Raw genomic sequence first — 19,973 nt, forward strand, 5'->3', positions numbered from 1 at the left:
GGGTTCGCGGCGAACGCGGACCACGCCGGCGCGACGAACGTCCTCAACAGGGCCGGGCTGGTCCTCTGCGCGGCGGCTTAGCCACCGACGCAGGAAGCCCGCGCGTTTACGCGTGGGTGGAGTCACGCCGCCGCTCACGCCGGATGGCCTGCGGGAGGCTGTGGCGCACATCGTTCCGAGCCGTCTTCCGGAGCTCAACCGGCATCTCGCCCGGGCCGCGACGAACGCGCAGCGCACCAGCAGCCTCGGGCCTCTGCGGGCCTTCACCCTGCACTGGGGCGCCATCGTCAACATCGAAAGATGGCCGCAGCGCGCGGCTCGCTTCCGCGCCTGCCAGGAGCGGGCCGCCGATCCGCTCGCCGATCCCGAGGAAGCGCGTTCCGCGGCCGCTGAGGTCGGCCGCATCCTTCGTGCGGCGAGTGAGGAACTGGATCGTGAGTGACGCCTGGGTCTGGGAGTACGACCCGGATGCCGAGCATGTCGTCGGTGGGCTCCCGGCGCACGTCGTCACGGAAGTCGAACGCCTCGCACGGGAACTGGCCGTTCTCGGCCGTGACGCCGGCGAAGTCGGCGAGGGCGGAGCTCGCGGACACTCGACTTCCTGGGTGCGGGGCTGCTCTGGTTTCTGCCCGTGCCGAGTCGGCAGATGATCGTCGTGGTGCGGGTCACTTGGGCCGGTTGAGCTGCGCTGCCCAGTTCGTTTGTTTCCGGGCCTTGTGGGCCGGTGGTCGCTGTCAGTCCACCAGGCCCAGGCGGGCCGCGCGGACGCCGGCCGCGAAGCGGCTCTCCACGCCGAGTTTGTCGATCAGTTGGTTCATCAGGCGGCGCAGGGTGCGTTCCGAGATGCCGAGGCGGCGGGCGATGCTCTCGTCCTTGGCGCCGGTGGCCAGGAGGGCGAGCACCTCGCGTTCCCGGGGTGTGTAGTCCTGGGGGGACTGTGCCCGGCCGGCGGGAGGGCCGGGGGTGTGCGGGGAGGCGGCGGCCCAGCTGTGCTCGAAGACCTGCACGAAGCAGGAGGCGATGAGGGAGCCGTGCAGGGCGACGTCACCGCAGTCGTGGTCGGAGCCCAGACCGGCCCACATGACGGTGAGTTCCCGGTCGACGATCAGGAGGTAGAGCGGTACGGAGGTGGCGACGCGGACCTCCGCCCCGGCCTCGGCCACGCTCTCCACGTAGCGGGCCGCACCCGGTTTGCGCAGGGCGCTCGCCGAGACGAGCAGCCGGCAGGCGGCGCCCCGGGCGAGCACTTCGAGGTCGGTGACCAGACTCTCCTCCAGCACCTCCGGCTCGGGGAAGGTGGTGCGCATGGACAGCAGTTCGTGCCGGGTCAGCGGATGGAACGCGTCGATGCGTTTGCGGAGTTGGGTGCGGTCCGTGAAGAACTCGACGGGCACGGTGTCGTGCCCGTGCAGCCGGGGCGGCGGCAGCAGCCGCGCCACGTCCTCCACGGCCCTGAGGTCGCGTTGCAGCGTCGTGCAGGCGCTCAGCAGGCGTTCCCTGTGCCCGGTCAGCAGCTCGGCGATGGCCCGCTCGGGTGAACTGACGTCCGTGCGAGAGGGGTTGAGGAGGCGGCGCTCGGTGAGCCAGCGGGCCACGTCCTCGGGCAGGGTGTCCGCCGTGGCGTCGCCCGGGGAGGTGTCCGGGAGGCCGCCGGAGTGGCTGCCGGGCCCGGTACCGCCCGGCTCCGTAACGCCCGGCTCCGTAACTCCCGGTCCCGTCCCGCCCGGCTCCGTAACACCCGGTCCCGTCCCGTCCGGTCCCGTCCCGTCCGGCTCGGACCGGGATCTGCCGGGTTCGGTCTCGTCCGGATCCGCGCTGTCCGGTCCCGCGCTGTCCGGTCTTGTGGGCCTGATGTCCGGGCCTGCCGCCGTGCCGTCCGGTCCCGTGCCGGTGTCCGGATCCATTCCGTCCGGACCCGTTCCGCCGGGCCCGCCGACGTGTCCCGCACCCGGCGCGGTGTCCGGGCCGGTATCCGCCTGGTGCAGCGTCAACTGCCGCAGCAGCGCGGCATAGGCCGCCCTCGCCCTGGCCTCGGTGCCGCCGTCGGCAGGGGCGGCGGCCGCGGCGCCGGGCGGGGGCTGCCGCCGTCCGGTGCGGGGGGTGTCCGGCCGGCCGGGTGGCCGGTTGTCGTCTCCGGCAGACATGTGCATGACGATAGGGCGCCATGCCGCCTTTGCCAAAAAGTCGGACGCCGCACACCGGTGAGCGGTACGTGGCCGGGACCGGTCACGCCTGATCCGGCCGGGGTCAACCGCCGGTAACCGGCGTTAACGTGAGCCGCACAGCGCCGGGTCACCGGCGGTCCGGCGGTGCCCCCCAACCCTCCGGAACCGCCGACCGGTGTGCCGCGCCGCGCGCGTCTTCCGGGGACGCGCGCGCTGCGGCGGCTCTTCCGCCCGTACGCGTGCTCGAGACCGTACGGGCGAACCTCCGGCGTGCCACCCAGCACGGACGCCTGCCCGGACGCCCACGGTCCGGGCGGGCTCCGGAGGTCTCCCCCAGGAAGCGGCGGCCACCCCTGCCGCCGCGAGACGAAAGGGTCTCTTCCGTCATGAAGCGCTCCCACATCGGCGCACTGCTGCTCGCCGTGCCGCTGGCCCTCACCCCCACCGCCGGAGCCGTCGCGGCTCCGGACGACACCCCCGCCCCGCTGGTCGCCGTCCAGCAGGCCCCGCAGAAGCTGGAAGTGACGGGCAGCTACATCGTCACCCTCAAGGCCGGCGCCAAGGCCAAGGACATAGCCAAGGCCGAGGGCATCAGAACCCGGCACGTCTACTCCAAGGCCCTGAACGGCTTCGCCGCCAAGCTCACCCCCGCGCAGCTCACCGAGCTGCGGAGCAACGGAGCCGTGGCCGCCATCGAGGAGGACCAGCGGATCACGGCCGACGCCACCCAGTACAACGCCCCCTGGGGCCTGGACCGCATCGACCAGCGGAACCGCCCGCTGAGCGGCACCTACACCTACAACCGCAACGGCTCCGGCGTCACGGCGTACATCATCGACACCGGCATCCAGACCTCCCACTCCGACTTCGGCGGCCGGGCCCGCAACGTGTTCGACGCGTTCGGCGGCAACGGGCAGGACTGCCAGGGCCACGGCACGCACGTGGCCGGCACGGTCGGCGGCAGCACGTACGGCGTCGCCAAGGGCGTGCAGCTGCGCGGCGTCCGGGTGCTCGACTGCTCCGGTTCCGGAACCACCGCCGGGGTCGTCGCCGGATTCGACTGGGTGCGGCAGAACGCCGTGAAGCCCGCCGTGGCCAACGCCTCGCTCGGTGGCGGCTACTCCTCGGCCATCAACAACGCGGCGACCAACCTCGCCAACTCCGGTGTGCACCTGTCCGTGGCGGCCGGCAACGAGAACCAGAACGCCTGCAACGTCTCCCCGGCCAGCGCGCCCGGCACGATCACCGTGGCCGCCTCCGACAGCTCGGACCGCAAGGCGTCGTTCAGCAACTACGGCTCCTGCACCGACGTCTACGCCCCCGGCGTGTCGATCACCTCGACGCGGCTGGGCGGCGGCAGCACCTCGCTGAGCGGCACCTCGATGGCGTCCCCGCACGTCGCCGGCGTCGCGGCGCTCTACAAGTCGGCCTACGGCGACGCCTCGTCGTCCACGGTCAACAGCTGGATCACCTCCAACGCCACGACGAACGTCATCAGCGGGAACTACAGCGGCACCCCGAACCGGCTGCTGTACAAGGCGGGCCTCTGATCCGCGGCTTCCGGTCCGCGGCCTGTGACCGCGGGTCCGTGACCGCGGGTCCGTGACCGCGGGTCCGTGACCGCGGGTCCGGCCCGCTCCGCCGCCGCTGACGGAACCGGCGGCTGCACCCGCCGGGGCCCGCGGCGGGACCGCCCGCCCTCCGCTCCGCACCCGTGGCCGACGGGAGCGCGGGGCGGAGGGCGGGCGCCGTCGTTGCGGCCGGTCCCGGCCCGCCCGTTACGGTGCACGGGACGAGGCGACCACACCGGCAGCACGAGGAGGACTCCGCCATGGCCGAGTTCCTGACCGTCATGACGACCACCGACAGCGCCGAGAAGGCCGAGGCGCTGGCCCGCGGAGCCGTGGAGGCGCGGGTGGCGGCGTGCGCGCAGATCAGCGCGCCGGTCACCTCCGTCTACCACTGGGACGGCGCGGTCGAGACCGCCCGCGAGTGGCAGGTCCTCTTCAAAACGGCGAGCGTCCGCTTCGGTGAACTGGAGACCTATATCCGGGGCGCCCACGACTACGACGTCCCCGAGATCATCGCCACCCCCGTCACCCAGGGCGGCGCCGACTACCTCACCTGGGTCGCCGCGGAGACGGCGGCCCGGTGAGCCCCGGGGAAGCCCCGTCCGGCCCCGGGACCGGACCCGCGCGGCTGCCCGTCTTCGTCTACGGCACGCTGCGCCCCGGCGAACGCCACTACGCGCGGCTGCTGCGCGGCCGCACCGAGCGGGAGGAGCCCGCCCGGCTCCCGGGCGCCGCGCTCTACGAGGGGCCCGGTTTCCCGTACGCCGTCGAGGAGCGGGGCGGCGAGGTCCGCGGCCACCTCATCACCCCGCGCGCCACCGACTACGACGAACTGCTCGCTCGGCTCGATGAGTTGGAGGGCTACGCGCCCGGGGAGCCCGCCACCTTCTACGAGCGGTGCGCGCGGGATGTGCTGCGCGCCGACGGGCGGGCCCTGCGCGCCTGGGCGTACTTCGCGGCCGAGCCCGTGGCGCGCGGACTGCGGACCACCGGTACCCGGGTCCCCGGCGGCCGCTGGCCGCCCGAGCGCGCGGAGCGCGGCGGCTCGGCGCGCGGCTGAGGCCGGCGGCCCGGCCGGGACGCCGGCCGGGCGGCGGGGGAGCCGCTCGGCCCGCTCGGCTATGGCCCGTCCGCCGCCTCCACCCGGACGGCACAGACCTTGAACTCCGGCATCCGTGAGGCCGGGTCGAGCGCCGGATTCGTCAGGGTGTTCGCCCGGCCCTCGCCCGGCCAGTGGAACGGCATGAAGACCGTGTCCGGCCGGATGTCCCGCGTCACCCGCGCGGGCGCCACGGCCCGCCCCCGCCGCGAGGTCACCGCCACCGGTTCGCCGTCCGCGACCCCGATCCGCTCGGCCAGCCGCGGATGCAGTTCCACGAACGGCCCCGGTGCGGCGGCGTTCAGCTCGGCGACCCGCCGGGTCTGCGCGCCCGACTGGTACTGGGCGACCACCCGCCCCGTCGTCAGGAACACCGGATACTCCCCGTCCGGCTCCTCGGCGGCCGGCCGGTGCGTCACGGGGACGAACCGGGCCCGGCCGTCCTCCGTCGCGAACCGCTCCAGGAACAGCCGGCGCGTCCCCGGATGCCCCTCGTCCGGGCAGGGCCAGAAGACGCCGTCCTCCTCGGCGATCCGCCGGTAGCTGATGCCCGCGTAGTCCGCGGGGCCGCCCGCCGACGCCCGCCGCAGCTCCTCGAACACCTCCTCCGGATCGACGGGGAAGCCCTTCTCGCGGCCCATCCGCCGCGCCAGCCCGTGCAGCACCTGCAGATCCGACCGCACATCCGCCGGCGGATCGACCGCCTTGCGGCGCAGGACGACCCGGCCCTCCAGGTTCGTCGTCGTCCCCGTCTCCTCGGCCCACTGCGTCACCGGCAGCACCACGTCCGCCATCGCCGCCGTCTCCGACAGCACCACGTCGGCCACCACCAGGAAGTCCAGCGCGGCGAACCGCTCGGCGACGTGCGCGGCGCGCGGCGCGGACACCACCGGGTTCGACCCCATCAGCAGCAGCGACCGCACGTCACCGCCCAGCGCGTCCAGCAGCTCGTACGCGCTGCGCCCCGGGCCCGGCAGGGACTCCGGGGCGACGCCCCAGACCCCCGCCACATGGGCGCGTGCCGCCGGGTCGGCCAGTTTGCGGTAGCCGGGCAACTGGTCGGCCTTCTGGCCGTGTTCACGCCCGCCCTGGCCGTTGCCCTGGCCGGTCAGGCAGCCGTAACCGGACAGCGGCCGCCCGGCGCGGCCCGTGGCGAGGCAGAGGTTGATCCAGGCGCCCACCGTGTCGGTGCCCTTCGACTGCTGTTCCGGACCGCGCGCCGTCAGCACCATGCCGCTCTCCGCGCCGCAGAACAGCTCCACGGCCTCCCGGATCGCCGGCAGCGGCACCCCCGTGATCCGTTCCACCAGCTCCGGCCAGTGCGCCATCGCAGCCGACCGGGCCTCGGGCCAGCCCGCCGTCCGCTCCGCCAGGAACTCCTCGTCCACCCGGCCCTCGGCCACCACCAGGTGCAGCATTCCCAGGGCCAGCGCCAGATCCGTGCCCGGGCGCGGCGCCAGATGGAGATCGGCCTGCTCGGCGGTCCGGGTGCGGCGCGGGTCGACGACGATCAGCCTGCCGCCGTTCTCCCGCAGCTCCCGCAGATAGCGCAGCGCGGGAGGCATCGTCTCGGCGAGGTTGGAGCCGACGAGGATGACGCAGCCGGTGCGGGCCACGTCCTCCAGCGGGAACGGCAGCCCCCGGTCCAGCCCGAAGGCGCGCTGGTGGGCGGCCGCGGCCGAGGACATGCAGAAGCGGCCGTTGTAGTCGATCTGCGAGGTGCCGAGCGCGACCCGGGCGAACTTGCCCAGTGCGTACGCCTTCTCGTTGGTCAGCCCGCCGCCGCCGAACACCCCCACGGCGTCCGCGCCGTGGGCGGCGCGGGTGCGGATCAGCCCTTCGGCGGCCCGGTCCAGCGCCTCGTCCCAGCCGGCCGGCACCAGTTCGCCGTCCCGGCGCACCAGCGGCCCGGTGAGCCGCAGCCGCGGGTCGAGCACGGCGGCGGCGGTACGGCCCTTGCCGCACAGGGCACCCCGGTTGACGGGGAACGCCGGCCGTTCGACCACCTCGACCACCTCGACCGCCCCGGCCGCCCCGACCGCCCCGGGTGCCGCCCCGTCCCCGCCCGGCCGCAGTCCCATCCCGCACTGCAGGGCGCAGTACGGGCAGTGGGTGTCGACGGCGGTGTGCCGGGGCGGAACGGCGGCGGCGGGAAGCGTGGCACTCATGCACGCCAGCTTGCGCGGCCCGTGTTACGCACCCGCTCCCCGCCGGGTTACGCGCCTCGGACGGAGACCTCAGCGCGGCCGGCGGGCCGCCGTGAGGTGCCGGGGCGCGCCCCTCGTGCGTCCTCGCCGGTGCTCCGGCCGCCGTGCCCGAACTCGCGCGCGTGCGCGCCGGGCCCGCGCCCCGCCCTACGGCGCCGGCGGGCCCGCGGACTCCGCCGGGAACAGGGCCTCCCGCACACCCGGCTCCCGCGGGCCCAGGAAGCGCGGGTCCGGGCGGACCGCGGCGTCCAGCGCGGCCTTCGCCGCCGCGAGGACCTCCCGGGCCCCGCCCGCGTACCAGGTCGCGTCGCGCCGCTCGGCCACCCCGACGCCGTACGCGTCGAGGCCCGCAGCCCCGCACAGCGCCAGCGCCCTGCGGATGTGGAAGCCCTGGGTGACGAGCACCGCGCGCTCCACGCCGAAGATCTCCTTCGCCCGTACGCAGGAGTCCCAGGTGTCGAACCCGGCGTAGTCGCTGACGATCCGGCCGTCCGGTACGCCGCGCGCCGTGAGGTAGGCGCGCATCGCGTCGGGCTCGTCATAGTCGGGGGTGCTGTTGTCGCCCGTCACCAGCACCACCCGGACCGTGCCCGCCGCGTACAACTCGGCCGCCGCGTCGAGACGGTGGGCCAGATACGGCGACGGGGCGCCGTCCCGCAGGCCGGCGCCGAAGACGACGGCCACCGGGGCGGGCGGGGCGTCCGCGGCGGACCGCACCCGGCCGGAGCCGGCCGCCGTCATCCACGTCATCGGCAGCAGCCCCAGCACGCAGCCCAGTACGGCCGCTTGGACCAACCGCCGTCTGCCCCGGACCGTACGCGGGAGGCGGGGGACGGAGAACCGGAGGCCCGGGATCCGCGGGAACCGGGACGGGGCGGGACCCGGCCGTGGCGGGCGCGGGCCGGGCCCCGGCCCGGGTGAGGAGGACGGCGGCGAGTCCGGGCGGGGCGGGGGCCCGCTCTCGCCGTCCCCGGTCCCGCGTTCCCGGTCCCCGGTCCCGCTCTCCCCGTCCCCCCGGAGACCCTCCGCCCGGCCCCGTGCCGCCTTCACCGCACCCCGCTCTCCCGCCGCCACCGGCCACCCCCGCACAGACGTACGATCACCACAACGCCCGGCAGGCGGGCACCGGTTCCCTCCGGAGGGACACCGGCCGCTCCCGCACCCCGGGCGGCGAAGCCCGTGCCCCGCTCGCACGCCCTCGCCCGCCGCCGCGTTCGCGCCCCTCACAGATCCCGCCCGCGCCGGTGAAGCAGCGGAAACCAGGCGTCATCACGGCGCAACGGCACGGCAACGAGCGCCCGGCAGACTCGTCGCATGACGGCGTCGATCCCGCACCCAGGCCCCCACGGCCACCGCCCCGGCCCGCTCGACCTCGACAGCACGGCGCAGCTCATGCACCGGATCGGCAGCCGGCTCGGCACCGCCCTCCACTCCATCGGCGCCCGCGGCGGGCACCCGTACCCCACACCCCGCCGCTCCGGGACCCGGCCACCCGCCCTGGTCGCCGTGGCGCACGGCAGCCGCGACCCCGAGGCCCTGCGCACGGTCACCGCGCTCCTCGACCGGGTCCGCGCGCTCCGTCCCGGGCTCACGGTCCGCCTCGGGCACATCGAGCTGAACGAGCCCCTGCTGCCGGAAACGCTGGCGGAGACGGAAGCGACCCTCCGGACGGGCCGCACAGCCGCTCCCGGCGCGTACCCCGCTCCCGGCGCGTACCCCGCTCCCGGCGCGGGGACCGGCGGCAGCGGCGCCGCCGACCACGGCGCCGTCCTCGTGCCCCTGCTGCTCAGCCGCGGCTACCACGTCAAGCACGACATCCCGCGGATCCTCGCCGACTCGGCCCCCGCCCTGCGGGCCGTCGTCGCCGCGCCGCTCGGCCCGCACCCCCTGCTCGCGGAGGCGCTGCACGCCCGGCTGACCGAGGTGGCCGGCGGTCCCGGCGGCCCCGAGGGCGGTCTCGACGGCTACGACGGCGTGGTGCTGGCGGCGGCCGGATCGCGCGATCCGGACGGGGCCCGCGACACCGGCGGGACCGCCCGGCTGCTCGGCGCACGCCTCGGCGGCATTCCCGTGGTCCCGGCCTACGCCTCGGCCGCGGCGCCCACCGTGCCGGAAGCGGTCCGCGAACTGCGCGCCCGGGGCTGCCGCCGGGTGGCCGTGGCCTCGTACTTCACCGCGCCCGGGCGGTTCGCCACCCGCTGCGCGCAGGCCGCGCCGGACGGCCTCGCGGCGGCCCCCCTGGGAGCGCACACCGCGATGGCCCGCCTGGTCCTGCACCGCTACGACGAGGCGCTCGCCGCCGCGGCACCACCGGCGGCCCGGACCTTCCCGGTCCGCGCCGCCGGCCCCGGCCCGGGCTCGGCCTCGGCCGCGTGACACCGGGCCGCCGGGGACCGCCCGGACGACCGGGTCTCGCGTGGTCCGCCGCCCGCCGCCCGCCGCCCGGCGCCCCGCTCGCGGGAGCCCGGGCCCCGAACGGCTCATGAATGCCGTCGCCCGCTGCGGATACGGTCACCGTATGAACGGCGACGGCACACCAGCGCCCCTGCCCTCCGGAGACCCCGGCGACCGGGTGGCCCCCGGTGGCCGGGATCACCCGCGCACCCTGCGCACCCCCGTGCCGGGGTACGGCCGGGCGGACGTCGAACGCTGGTCGCCCGAGCCGGACAAGCGGCCCGGCCGGACGGACTTCCAGCGCGACCGCGCCCGCGTCCTGCACTCGGCCGCCCTGCGCCGGCTCGCGGGGAAGACCCAGGTGGTGACCCCCGGTATCGCCCAGGAGCCCGCCGCGGCGGGCGGCGCCGGAGCCGGTCCCGTCCGGACCTCCGCCTGGGACGCGAGCCCCCGCACCCGCCTCACCCACTCCCTGGAGTGCGCCCAGGTCGGCCGCGAACTGGGCGCGGCGCTCGGCTGCGACCCCGATCTGGTCGAGGTGGCCTGTCTGGCGCACGACCTCGGGCATCCCCCGTTCGGGCACAACGGCGAACAAGTTCTCGACGACTTCGCCAAGGACTGCGGCGGCTTCGAGGGCAACGCCCAGTCCCTGCGGCTGCTGACCCGCATCGAGCCGAAACGGTTCGTCCGCACGGAGGACGGCGACCTGGTCAGCGTGGGTCTCAACCTCACCCGCGCCGCCCTCGACGCCGCCACCAAGTATCCGTGGCCCCGCGGCGCCCGCCCCGCCGGGCCGGCCTCCCCGAAGTTCGGTGTGTACGAGGACGACCGGCCCGTCTTCGACTGGCTCCGGCAGGGCGCGCCCCCGCGGCGGCAGTGCTTCGAGGCCCAGGTCATGGACTGGTCCGACGACGTGGCGTACTCCGTCCACGACGTCGAGGACGGCCTGCACGCCGGCCACATCGACCCCAACCTCCTCCTCGCGGAGCCCGAGCGGCAGGACATCTTCCGGGTGGCGCAGGCCCGTTACGCGCCCCCGGGCACCGAGGCGGACGAACTGGCGGAGGCACTGGACCGGTTGACGGACCAGGAGTGGTGGCCGCACGGCTACGACGGCTCCGCCGTGGCGCAGGCCCGGCTGAAGGACGCCACCAGCCAGCTCATCGGCCGCTTCTGCCTCGCCGCCGAGGGCGCGACACGGGCCGCGTACGGCTCGGGGAGACTGACCCGCTACACCGCCGAACTGGTGGTTCCCCGCGCCACGCGCCTGGAGTGCGCCGTGCTCAAGGCGGTCGCCGACCGGTATGTGATGCAGCACCCCGAGCAGGAGCGCCTCCGCGCCGACCAGCGCGTCGTCCTCGGGGAACTGGCCGAGGCGCTGAGCGCACGGGCACCCGACGGCATGGACCCGCAGTTCCGGGCGGAGTACGCGGCGGCCGGGGACGAGCGGGCCCGGCAGCGCGTGGTCGTCGACCAGATCGCCTCGCTCACCGACACCTCGGCCCGCGGCCTGCACGCCCGGCTCACGGCCCGGCCGGACCCGCACGACGGCTGAACGAAGACCGGCGGACCCGGGACCACCGGGTGGCGAACCCGCCGGCCGCGCGGGCCCGCGGGGGCCCCGGGGCCCCCGGCCGCCACCGCCCCATGGGGACGACCCGTGAAGGTCTGCCCGGCCCGGCCCGCCTCCCCTTCACTCGGCACGCCCGTTGCGGGACGCTCGCTTGGGGCGGGACGCCCGGGGGACTATGAACGCAGGCCCATACGCCGGTAGCGAGGAGGCATCACGTGGTCGACGCACATCAGACCTTCGTCATCGTCGGGGGAGGGCTGGCGGGGGCGAAGGCGGCCGAGACCCTGCGGTCGGAGGGGTTCACCGGCCGGGTCATCCTCATCTGCGACGAGCGCGACCAGCCCTACGAGCGTCCGCCCCTCTCCAAGGGCTTCCTCATCGGCAAGGAGGAGCGGGAGAGCGCCTTCGTGCACGAACCGGCCTGGTACGCGCAGGCCGAGATCGAGCTCCACCTCGGCCAGTCCGCCGTCCACCTCGACCCGGCCGCCAAGACCGTCGGCCTGGGCGACGGCACCCGCTGCCACTACGACAAGCTGCTGCTCGCCACCGGCGCCGAGCCCCGCCGCCTCGACATCCCCGGCACCGGCCTGGCCGGCGTCCACCATCTGCGCCGGCTGGCGCACGCCGAGCGGCTGCGCGGCGTCCTGGCCTCACTGGGCCGGGACAACGGCCATCTCCTGATCGCCGGGGCCGGCTGGATCGGCCTCGAAGTGGCCGCCGCCGCCCGCGGCTACGGCGCCGAGGTGACGGTGGTCGAACGCTCCGCGACCCCGCTGCACGGCATCCTCGGCCCCGAGCTGGGCGGCATCTTCACCGACCTCCACGCCGAGCGCGGCGTCCGCTTCCACTTCGGCGCGAGTCTCACCGAGATCACCGGCCAGGACGGCATGGTTCTCGCGGCCCGCACGGACGACGGCGAGGAGCACCCGGCGCATGCCGTCCTCGCCGCCATCGGCGCGGCCCCGCGCACCGCCCTCGCCGAAGCCGCCGGACTGGAACTGGCCGACCCGGCCTCCGGCGGCGGCATCGCTGTCGACGCGTCCCTGCGCACCAGCGACCCGGACATCTACGCCGCCGGTGACGTCGCCGCGGCCGCACATCCGCTGCTCGGCGGCCGGCTGCGCGTCGAGCACTGGGCGAACGCCCTCAACGGCGGCCCGGCGGCGGCCCGTTCGATGCTCGGCCGCGAGGTGGTCTACGACCGGATCCCGTACTTCTTCTCCGACCAGTACGACGTGGGCCTGGAGTACTCCGGCTACGCCCCGCCCGGCAGTTACGACCAGGTGGTGATCCGCGGTGACGCGGCCCGCCGGGAGTTCATCGCCTTCTGGCTGGCCGCCGACGGCCGGGTGCTCGCCGGTATGAACGTCAACGTCTGGGACGTCACGGACAAGATCCAGCGGCTCGTCCGCTCCGGCCGGCCCGTGGACCCGTCGGCGCTCGCCGACCCCTCCGTACCGCTCGGATCGCTCGCGGAGCAGCCGTCCGAGTAGGGCGGGGCGGAGCCGGAGGGAGACGGACCCGGGGCGGGAGTCGGGCCGGGGGCGGGCCGGGGCGGACGCCCGGGAACGTCCGCCGGCCCGCCTGCCCGTCCGCGTCCGCTCGTCCGTCCGCCGGTCCGGGCGAGCGGGACGGGGCGGGACGGACACGGGGACGGAGCGGGGAAAGCGCCGGTGGAGCGGCCGCCCGGGTCCCGGGTAGCGTCGCACCCATGGCGATACCCACAGCTGTCGTGCCCGTGGCGGAGATCTTCGAGCTGCGGTGGAAGGTGCTCCGCCCCGGTCTTCCCGAGGAGTCCGCGGTGTTCCCGGAGGACTCGGCGCCCAGCACCTTCCACATCGCCGCGTACGACGAGACCGGCTCGGTGCGGGCCTGCGTCACCTTCTTCCCGGAGCCCCTTCCCGGTTCCGGCGGCCGGACGCCCGCCCACCGCTTCCGCGGGATGGCGAGCGATCCGCCGGTCCGGGGCCGGGGCTTCGGCCGGGCCGTGCTGGCGGCGGGGATCGCCGAGGCCCGCTCGCGCGGGGCCGGTGTCCTCTGGTGCCACGGCCGCACCGGCGCCCGGGCCTTCTACGAGCGCGAGGGCTTCACGGCCGTCGGTGAGGAGTTCGAGATCGAGGGGGTCGGCCCGCACGTGGTCCTGACGAGGGAGCTCGGGGACGGCGCGGACTGACTGACGGCCTGCCGGGGAGGTGATCTCTCCCCGGGGCACCCGCTGTCGCAGCAGGCTGCTCCACCCGCTGTCACAGCAGGTGGTCTTCCGGCCGTGCGGCGGGGCGCAGGACGCGCCCGGGACGATCCGGACCGCGGGATCCGGCCGGGGAACCGGCCGGTCCGGGGTGTCGCAGGGCCACCGTAGACTTCACCGCGTGGCAGGCAGGATCAACGACGACGATGTGAAGGCGGTCCGGGACGCGGTCCCGATCGACGCCGTCGTGTCCGAGTACCTCCAGTTGCGGAGCGCCGGCGGCGGCAACCTCAAGGGCCTCTGCCCCTTCCACGACGAGAAGAGCCCCTCCTTCCAGGTGAGCCCCAGCAAGGGGCTCTATTACTGCTTCGGCTGCCAGGAGGGCGGGGACACCCTCGACTTCGTGATGAAGCTCGACCACCTCTCCTTCTCGGAGGCCGTCGAACGGCTGGCCGCCCAGGCCGGCATCACCCTGCGCTACGAGGAGGGCGGCTACAACCCGGCCCGCCAGCAGGGGGAGAAGATCCGCCTGGTCGAGGCGCACCGGGCCGCCGCCCGCTACTACACGGAGCAGCTCGGCAGCGCCGAGGCGGAGATCGGCCGGACGTTCCTCGCCGAGCGCGGCTTCGACCAGGCCGCGGCCGAGCACTTCGGCGTCGGCTACGCCCCGGCCGGCTGGGACCACCTCGTCCGCTTCCTGCGCGGCAAGGGCTTCACCGACAAGGAGCTGATCCTCTCCGGGCTCGCCCAGGACGGCCGCCGCGGGCCCATCGACCGGTTCCGCGGCCGCCTGATGTGGCCCATCCGGGACATCACCGGCGAGGTGATCGGCTTCGGCGCCCGCAAGCTCCGCGAGGACGACAACGGCCCCAAGTACCTCAACACCCCCGAGACCCCGCTCTACCGCAAGTCGCAGGTGCTCTACGGCATCGACCTGGCCAAGAAGGACATCGCCAAGGGCAGCCGGGCCGTCGTCGTCGAGGGGTACACCGACGTCATGGCCTGCCATCTCGCCGGGGTCACCACGGCCATCGCCACCTGCGGCACCTCCTTCGGCGGCGAGCACATCAAGATCCTCCGCCGGCTGCTGATGGACAACTCCAACGCCGAGGTCGTCTTCACGTTCGACGGTGACGCGGCCGGGCAGAAGGCCGCCCTCCGCGCCTTCGAGGACGACCAGAAGTTCGCCGCCGAGACCTCCATCGCCATCACCCCCGGCGGCATGGACCCCTGCGAACTGCGGCTCGCCGAGGGCGACGAGGCCGTGCGCTCCCTGATCGACTCCCGCACCCCGCTGTTCGCCTTCGCGCTCCGCTCGATCGTCTCCGGCTACCACCTGGACGCCGAGGAGGGCCAGGTCGCCGCGCTCAACGCGGGCGTGCCCGTGGTGGCCCGGATCAAGGACCGCAGCCTCCGCGACCGGTACGCCACCCGGCTCGGCGGCATGGTCGGCCTCACCTCCCCGGCCGAGGAGGAGGCGGTGCGCCGGCGGGTGCACGCCCTGGCCCGCAGCTACGAGCGCGGCGCGCCGGAACCGGCCCTGACGGGCGCGTCGCCCGGCCGCGGACCGCAGGGCGGCGGCCGGGGCCGGCAGCCGGAGCCGCAGCGTCCGGCGGCGCCGCGCGGCCCGCGGCTGGACCTGCGCAGCCCGGCCCACCGGGTGGAGCGCGAGCTGCTCAAACTGGCGCTCCAGCGGCCCGACTTGGTCGCCCCCGTGTTCGACGCGTACGGAGCGGACGAGTTCACCGCCGTCCCGTACGCCAGGGTGCGCGAGGCCGTCGCGGAGGCCGGCGGCACGGCCGCCGCCGACGACGGCTTCCTCACCCGCGCCCGCGAGGCGGCGCCGGACGACACCGTGCGCTCGCTGATCACCGAGCTGGCCGTCGAGCCGCTGCTGACCCGCAAGGAGCCGGACGACTTCTACGCCGGCACGCAGCTCGCCGCCGTGCGGCTGGCCGCCGTGGACCGGCGGATCGGGCAGATCCAGGGCTCGATGCGCCGCTGCGAGGCCGGCGGCGACATGTCGGCGTACACCTCCCTGCAGGAGGAGCTGTGGATCCTGGAGCAGTACCGGCAGGACCTGCGGAACCGCGGGGCCGCCGCGCTGTGAGCCGCCGCTCCCGGACCGGGAACCGGCCGCGGACCGGCCGCGGACCGGCCGCCGGGAGCAGTGGGCCGGGGCGGGTTCAGCCGGCCGTCCGGGCCGCGCCCCGGTCCGCCTTCCCGTCCCTCTGGCGCGCGGCCTTGCCGGTCATGTCGACCGTGTCGGCGGCGGGCGGCGGCTCGACGTCCACGTCCGTGCCGAAGTCGCCGAGTTTCAGCGTCGTGGCGACGGTGACCTCGTCGGGACGCGCGCTCCGTCCCTCGCCCGCTCCGGAGGGGGCGACGTCGAGCTCCATCTTCTGCTGGCGGAGCCGCCCCTCGTCGTCCAGCCAGATGTGCAGCGGCAGGGTGTCGCCGACCGTCTCCCGCAGCGCCTCGCCCATCAGCTCGTTGTTCCGCACCAGCGACCGGACGTCCACGGCCACCTCGTAGTGCGTGGTCGGGACGCCGTCGAGAGACTCCTCGCCGATCCGCTCGACGTCCTTCTCCGTGATGCCCTTGGCGTAGGCGAGCGTCGCGGCCGGGTCGGCGATCTGCGCGCCGGTGCCCGCCTGCGTGCCGAGCTTCCGGAGGTCGTAGCTCATCCAGGTCTTGCCCTCGGGGAGCTGCTCCCGCTGCCCGGCGGGCCGCTTCTGGTAGACGATGCCGTCCACGGTGCGCTGCTCGATCCGGGCACCCGGGGCCTTCAGGACCATGTCGCTGGTGCCGCGCTTGAGGTCGATGACGCCGGAGCCGCGGAGGACGGCTTCCTCCTCCCCGGTCTCGACCTCGGTGATCAGGGTGACGTCCGCGGTCCCGGCCTCCGCCGTCTTCCGGTAGGCGGCCGCGATCGTGCTGCCCGCCGCGCCCGCTTCGCCGTTCCCGGCACCGCCGCCTTTCCGGTCGCCGTCCTCCTCCGTCCGCGCCGCTCCCGGCGACGCGTCACCGCCCGCCGTCCCGTTCTCCGGGCCGCAGCCCGCCAGCACTCCGCCGGCCAGGAGCCCGCCGGCCGCGACCGCCACGACCCGAACCCGTTTGCCCCTACGCATCGTTGAGCCTCCTTGTGCCCGTCCGGGGGCGCCGTCGCGCGTCCGCCCCCGGTGTGGGCGCCGATGGCGCGGCGGAGAGCGACCTGATGCCCTGTCGGCAGCGCGAATACCCGGGGGGCGCCGCTCCATGCCGGAACGGGCCCGGGTGGTCGCACGTTCGGTGGCGAAGGGGTGGCGAAGGGTGACGGCCCGGTCCAGAAAGTGGGCGCAGCACCCTCGTACCGGGTGTGTGCCGTGCCTCACACTGGTGTGCGGTGCCTGATTCCTCGGAGCGCGGCGGGTCCGGTCGACCGGCTCCCGGGTCTCCCCGCGGATCCGCTCCCGGCGTTCGGGACGGCCGGCGGCTGGGCCGCGGCCGTTCCGCCGTCGCATGCCGCCCCGATCCGGCAGCGATCCTCCTGGAGGCCGTCCCGTGCAGACCCACACCCTCAGCGGCACGGCGGCGGCCGTGTCGCCGCTGACCGTCCCGCCGCACCATCCCGGGGCGCCGGACGGCACGCCACCGGGCGACTCCGCCGGTTCCGCGGCCGAGGACGCGGAGCCCCCGCCGGACGCCGCTCCGCCGGGCGGGGCTCCGCCCGGCGACGTGTTCCCGGACGGCTCCCCGCCGGGGGACGCCGTCCCGGACGCCGGGCCTCCGCCACCGCCCGCCCGCCCGGGGGAGGGGGGCACCGCCCGCTCCGACGCCTCAGGCCCCTCCTCGGACCTCTTCCGCCAGTACCTGCGCGAGATCGGCCGGATCCCGCTGCTCTCGGCCGCCGAGGAGGTCGAGCTCGCGACCCGCGTGGAAGCCGGGCTCTTCGCGGAGGAGAAGCTGAGCCGGTTCCCCGACCTCGATTCCCGGCTGGCCGGTGAACTCGACCAGCTCGTGGTGCTCGGGCGGATGGCGAAGCGCCGGCTGATCGAGGCCAATCTGCGGCTCGTCGTCTCCGTCGCGAAACGCTATGTCGGGCGGGGGCTGACCATGCTCGACCTCGTCCAGGAGGGCAACCTGGGACTGATCCGCGCCGTCGAGAAGTTCGACTACGCCCGCGGATACAAGTTCTCCACCTACGCCACCTGGTGGATCCGGCAGGCCATGTCCCGGGCGCTCGCCGACCAGGCGCGCACGATCCGGGTGCCCGTCCACGTCGTCGAACTGATCAACCGGGTCATCCGGATCCAGCGCCGCGTGCTGCAGGAACGCGGTTACGAGCCGTCGGCCGAGGAGATCGCGGCCCATCTCGGCCTCGCCCCGGAGCGGGTCGACGAAGTGCTCCGCCTCGCCCAGGAGCCGGTGTCCCTCCACGCGCCGGTCGGCGAGGAGGACGACGTGGCCTTCGGCGACCTCATCGAGGACGGCGACGCCGCGTCCCCCGTCGAGTCCGCCGCCTTCCTGCTGCTCCGCGAGCACCTCGACCATGTGCTCTCCACCCTCGGTGAACGGGAGCGCAGGGTCGTCCAGTTGCGCTACGGACTGGTGGACGGCCGGCCGCGCACCCTGGAGGAGATCGGGCAGATCTTCGGCGTGACCCGGGAACGCATCCGGCAGATCGAGTCCAAGACCCTCGGCAGGCTCCGCGAGCACAACTTCGCCGACCAGCTCCGCGGCTACCTCGACTGAGCCCCGCCGCCCGCCGCCCGCCGCCCGCTGCCCCGCCGACCCGCTTCGTCCCGTCCCCGGCCCCGCCCTCGCCCGTGCCGCTGTCACTCCACCTCCGCGACCGCCTCCGCGAACTGCGCCGCGTACAGCCGCGCGTAGGCGCCGCCCGCGGCCAGCAGGCTCTCGTGCGAGCCCTGCTCGACGATCGCGCCGGACTCCATGACGAGGATGACATCGGCGTCGCGGATCGTGGACAGCCGGTGCGCGATGACGAAGCTGGTGCGCCCCGCGCTGAGCCCGGCCATGGCGTGCTGGATCAGCACCTCGGTGCGGGTGTCGACGGAGCTCGTCGCCTCGTCCAGCACCAGGATCACCGGATCGGAGAGGAACGCCCGGGCGATGGTGAGGAGTTGCTTCTCACCCGCGCTGACGCCGGTGCCGTCGTCGTCGATCACGGTGTCGTAGCCGTCGGGCAGCGTGCGGACGAAGCGGTCCGCGTGCGCGGCCCGCGCCGCCTCCTCGATCCGCTCCCGGCTCACCGCCCCCGGGTCCGCCGCCCCGTAGGCGATGTTCTCCGCGATGGTGCCGCCGAACAGCCAGGTGTCCTGGAGGACCATGCCGATCCGGGAGCGCAGCTCCTCGCGCGGCAGCGCGGCGATGTCCGTCCCGTCCAGGGTGATCCGGCCGCCCGTCACCTCGTAGAACCGCATCAGCAGATTGACCAGGGTGGTCTTGCCGGCGCCGGTCGGGCCGACGATCGCGACGGTCTGCCCGGGGTCGACGGTCACCGACAGATCCTCGATGAGCGGCTTCTCCGGCTGGTAGCGGAACGAGACGCGCTCCAGGGCGACCCGCCCGCCGCGGCCCGCGGGGCGCCCGGGACCCGCCGGCGACGGGGAGGGCGACGGTGCCGGGCCGTCCGGCTCCTGCTCCGCCTCGTCCAGCAGCCCGAAGACGCGCTCGGCCGAGGCGACCCCGGACTGCAGCAGGTTGGCCATGCTCGCCACCTGCGTCAGCGGCTGGCTGAACTGCCGCGAGTACTGGATGAACGCCTGCACGTCCCCCAGCGTCAGCGCTCCCGACGCCACCCGCAGCCCGCCGACGACCGCCACCAGCACATAGCCGATATTGCCGATGAACATCATCGCGGGCTGGATGGTCCCGCTGATGAACTGCGCCCGGAAACCGGAGCGGTACAGCGCCTCGTTCTGCTCGCGGAACGCCTCCGCCGACTCCCGCTGCCGCCCGAAGACCTTCACCAGGGCGTGCCCGGTGTACATCTCCTCGATGTGCGCGTTGAGCTGCCCGGTCGTCCTCCACTGCGCCACGAACTGCGGCTGCGCCCGCTTGCCGACGGCCGCCGCGACCGCCACCGACACCGGCACGGTGACCAGCGCGACGAGCGCCAGCAGCGGCGACACCCAGAACATCATCACCAGCACCCCGGCCACCGTCAGCAGCGCGTTGAGGAGCTGGCTCATGGTCTGCTGGAGCGTCTGCGCGATGTTGTCGATGTCGTTGGTGGCCCGGCTCAGCACCTCGCCGCGCGGCTGCCGGTCGAAGTACGCCAGCGGCAGCCGGGACAGCTTCGCCTGTACGTCCTCCCGCATCCGGAAGACCGTGCGGTTGATGACGAGGGCGGCCAGCCGGCCCTGGACGAGCATGAAGAGGCCGGCGGCGCCGTAGACGGCCAGGGCGGTCAGCAGGACGGCGCCCACCGCGCCGAAGTCGATGCCCTGCCCGGGGGTGAAGTCCATCGCGGAGAGCATGTCGGCGATGTTGCCGTCGCCCGCGCGGCGCGCGCTCTCCACCACCTCGTCCTGCGTGGCGCCCTCCGGTGTCCGCCGGCCGATCACCCCGGCGAACACCAGGTCGGTGGCCCGGCCCAGGATGAGCGGCCCGATCACGGACAGCGCGACACCGGCCGCGCTCAACGCCAGCACGGCGTACAGCACCGCCCGTTCGGGCCGCAGCCGGCGCAGCAGCCGCCGTCCGGAGCCCGTGAAGTCCATGGACCGTTCGACGGGCCCGCCCATCATCCGCCCGGCCGGGCCGGGCAGGGG

Annotated in this window: 15 protein-coding genes and 1 pseudogene; 11 read left to right on the forward strand and 5 right to left on the reverse strand. The window is 75.0% G+C overall.

Going from position 1 to position 19,973, the window contains the following annotated elements; genetic code table 11:
* Nucleotides 1–160 precede the first annotated feature (160 nt).
* Nucleotides 161–442 (forward strand): hypothetical protein, encoded by a 282-nt coding sequence (locus tag KBZ10_RS09815; RefSeq protein ID WP_307847318.1) that lies wholly within the window; start codon nucleotides 161–163, stop codon nucleotides 440–442.
* Nucleotides 435–650 carry a hypothetical protein gene (locus KBZ10_RS09820; protein WP_307847319.1) on the forward strand — a complete coding sequence of 72 codons (216 nt, stop codon included), beginning with the start codon at nucleotides 435–437 and terminating at the stop codon, nucleotides 648–650. The genes KBZ10_RS09815 and KBZ10_RS09820 overlap by 8 nt, the downstream gene beginning before the upstream one ends.
* An 84-nt stretch (nucleotides 651–734) precedes the next feature.
* On the opposite strand, the gene KBZ10_RS09825 is transcribed toward KBZ10_RS09820, so the two are convergent.
* Complete coding sequence (locus KBZ10_RS09825) at nucleotides 735–2,144, reverse strand: helix-turn-helix transcriptional regulator (protein WP_210987153.1); 1,410 nt, start codon at nucleotides 2,142–2,144, stop codon at nucleotides 735–737.
* Between the two features lie 407 nt (nucleotides 2,145–2,551).
* Between KBZ10_RS09825 and KBZ10_RS09830 the strand changes: the two genes are divergently transcribed.
* The 3 genes from KBZ10_RS09830 to KBZ10_RS09840 all read left to right on the forward strand — a co-directional run bounded on the left by KBZ10_RS09830 (nucleotide 2,552) and on the right by KBZ10_RS09840 (nucleotide 4,796).
* On the forward strand, nucleotides 2,552–3,715 hold the full coding sequence (locus KBZ10_RS09830) for a S8 family peptidase (RefSeq protein WP_210987154.1): 1,164 nt from the start codon (nucleotides 2,552–2,554) through the stop codon (nucleotides 3,713–3,715).
* A gap of 281 nt (nucleotides 3,716–3,996) precedes the next feature.
* A complete protein-coding gene (gene cutA, locus KBZ10_RS09835; protein ID WP_210987155.1) occupies nucleotides 3,997–4,320 on the forward strand; it encodes a divalent-cation tolerance protein CutA in 324 nt (107 codons plus the stop codon).
* Nucleotides 4,317–4,796: a gamma-glutamylcyclotransferase family protein gene (locus KBZ10_RS09840; RefSeq protein ID WP_210987156.1), complete on the forward strand. Its 480-nt coding sequence runs from the start codon at nucleotides 4,317–4,319 to the stop codon at nucleotides 4,794–4,796. The genes cutA and KBZ10_RS09840 overlap by 4 nt, the downstream gene beginning before the upstream one ends.
* Nucleotides 4,797–4,855: 59 nt before the next feature.
* Here KBZ10_RS09840 and KBZ10_RS09845 read toward each other — a convergent pair whose 3' ends face one another.
* Together KBZ10_RS09845 and KBZ10_RS09850 are read right to left on the reverse strand one after the other, a co-directional pair.
* Nucleotides 4,856–7,003, reverse strand: coding sequence for a molybdopterin oxidoreductase family protein (locus KBZ10_RS09845; protein WP_210987157.1), 2,148 nt, complete (start codon nucleotides 7,001–7,003; stop codon nucleotides 4,856–4,858).
* A gap of 186 nt (nucleotides 7,004–7,189) precedes the next feature.
* Nucleotides 7,190–7,897, reverse strand: a complete 708-nt coding sequence (locus KBZ10_RS09850; RefSeq protein WP_307847337.1) for an ElyC/SanA/YdcF family protein — start codon at nucleotides 7,895–7,897, stop codon at nucleotides 7,190–7,192.
* Between the two features lie 459 nt (nucleotides 7,898–8,356).
* Between KBZ10_RS09850 and KBZ10_RS09855 the strand changes: the two genes are divergently transcribed.
* The 5 genes from KBZ10_RS09855 (at nucleotide 8,357) to dnaG (ending at nucleotide 15,307) form a co-directional block, all read left to right on the forward strand.
* A complete protein-coding gene (locus KBZ10_RS09855; protein WP_210987158.1) occupies nucleotides 8,357–9,418 on the forward strand; it encodes a sirohydrochlorin chelatase in 1,062 nt (353 codons plus the stop codon).
* A gap of 142 nt (nucleotides 9,419–9,560) precedes the next feature.
* Nucleotides 9,561–10,991: a deoxyguanosinetriphosphate triphosphohydrolase gene (locus KBZ10_RS09860; RefSeq protein WP_210987159.1), complete on the forward strand. Its 1,431-nt coding sequence runs from the start codon at nucleotides 9,561–9,563 to the stop codon at nucleotides 10,989–10,991.
* A 233-nt stretch (nucleotides 10,992–11,224) separates the two neighbouring features.
* Nucleotides 11,225–12,502 carry an NAD(P)/FAD-dependent oxidoreductase gene (locus KBZ10_RS09865; RefSeq protein ID WP_210987160.1) on the forward strand — a complete coding sequence of 426 codons (1,278 nt, stop codon included), beginning with the start codon at nucleotides 11,225–11,227 and terminating at the stop codon, nucleotides 12,500–12,502.
* Nucleotides 12,503–12,720: 218 nt separating this feature from the next.
* Nucleotides 12,721–13,182 carry a GNAT family N-acetyltransferase gene (locus KBZ10_RS09870; RefSeq protein WP_210987161.1) on the forward strand — a complete coding sequence of 154 codons (462 nt, stop codon included), beginning with the start codon at nucleotides 12,721–12,723 and terminating at the stop codon, nucleotides 13,180–13,182.
* 196 nt (nucleotides 13,183–13,378) lie between these two features.
* Entirely contained in the window at nucleotides 13,379–15,307 is a 1,929-nt protein-coding gene (gene dnaG / locus KBZ10_RS09875) for a DNA primase (protein WP_210987162.1), read from the forward strand.
* 76 nt (nucleotides 15,308–15,383) lie between these two features.
* Here the strand turns inward: dnaG and KBZ10_RS09880 are convergent, their stop codons facing one another.
* On the reverse strand, nucleotides 15,384–16,328 hold the full coding sequence (locus KBZ10_RS09880) for a hypothetical protein (RefSeq protein WP_210987163.1): 945 nt from the start codon (nucleotides 16,326–16,328) through the stop codon (nucleotides 15,384–15,386).
* Nucleotides 16,329–16,582: 254 nt separating this feature from the next.
* Between KBZ10_RS09880 and KBZ10_RS09885 the strand changes: the two are divergent.
* A pseudogene (locus tag KBZ10_RS09885) lies at nucleotides 16,583–17,931 on the forward strand (RNA polymerase sigma factor).
* Nucleotides 17,932–18,014: 83 nt separating this feature from the next.
* Here KBZ10_RS09885 and KBZ10_RS09890 read toward each other — a convergent pair.
* Nucleotides 18,015–19,970 carry an ABC transporter ATP-binding protein gene (locus KBZ10_RS09890; protein WP_374223332.1) on the reverse strand — a complete coding sequence of 652 codons (1,956 nt, stop codon included), beginning with the start codon at nucleotides 19,968–19,970 and terminating at the stop codon, nucleotides 18,015–18,017.
* Between the last annotated feature and the right edge of the window lie 3 nt (nucleotides 19,971–19,973).

The organism is Streptomyces sp. F63, assembly GCF_018070345.1.
GTDB lineage: Bacteria > Actinomycetota > Actinomycetes > Streptomycetales > Streptomycetaceae > Streptomyces.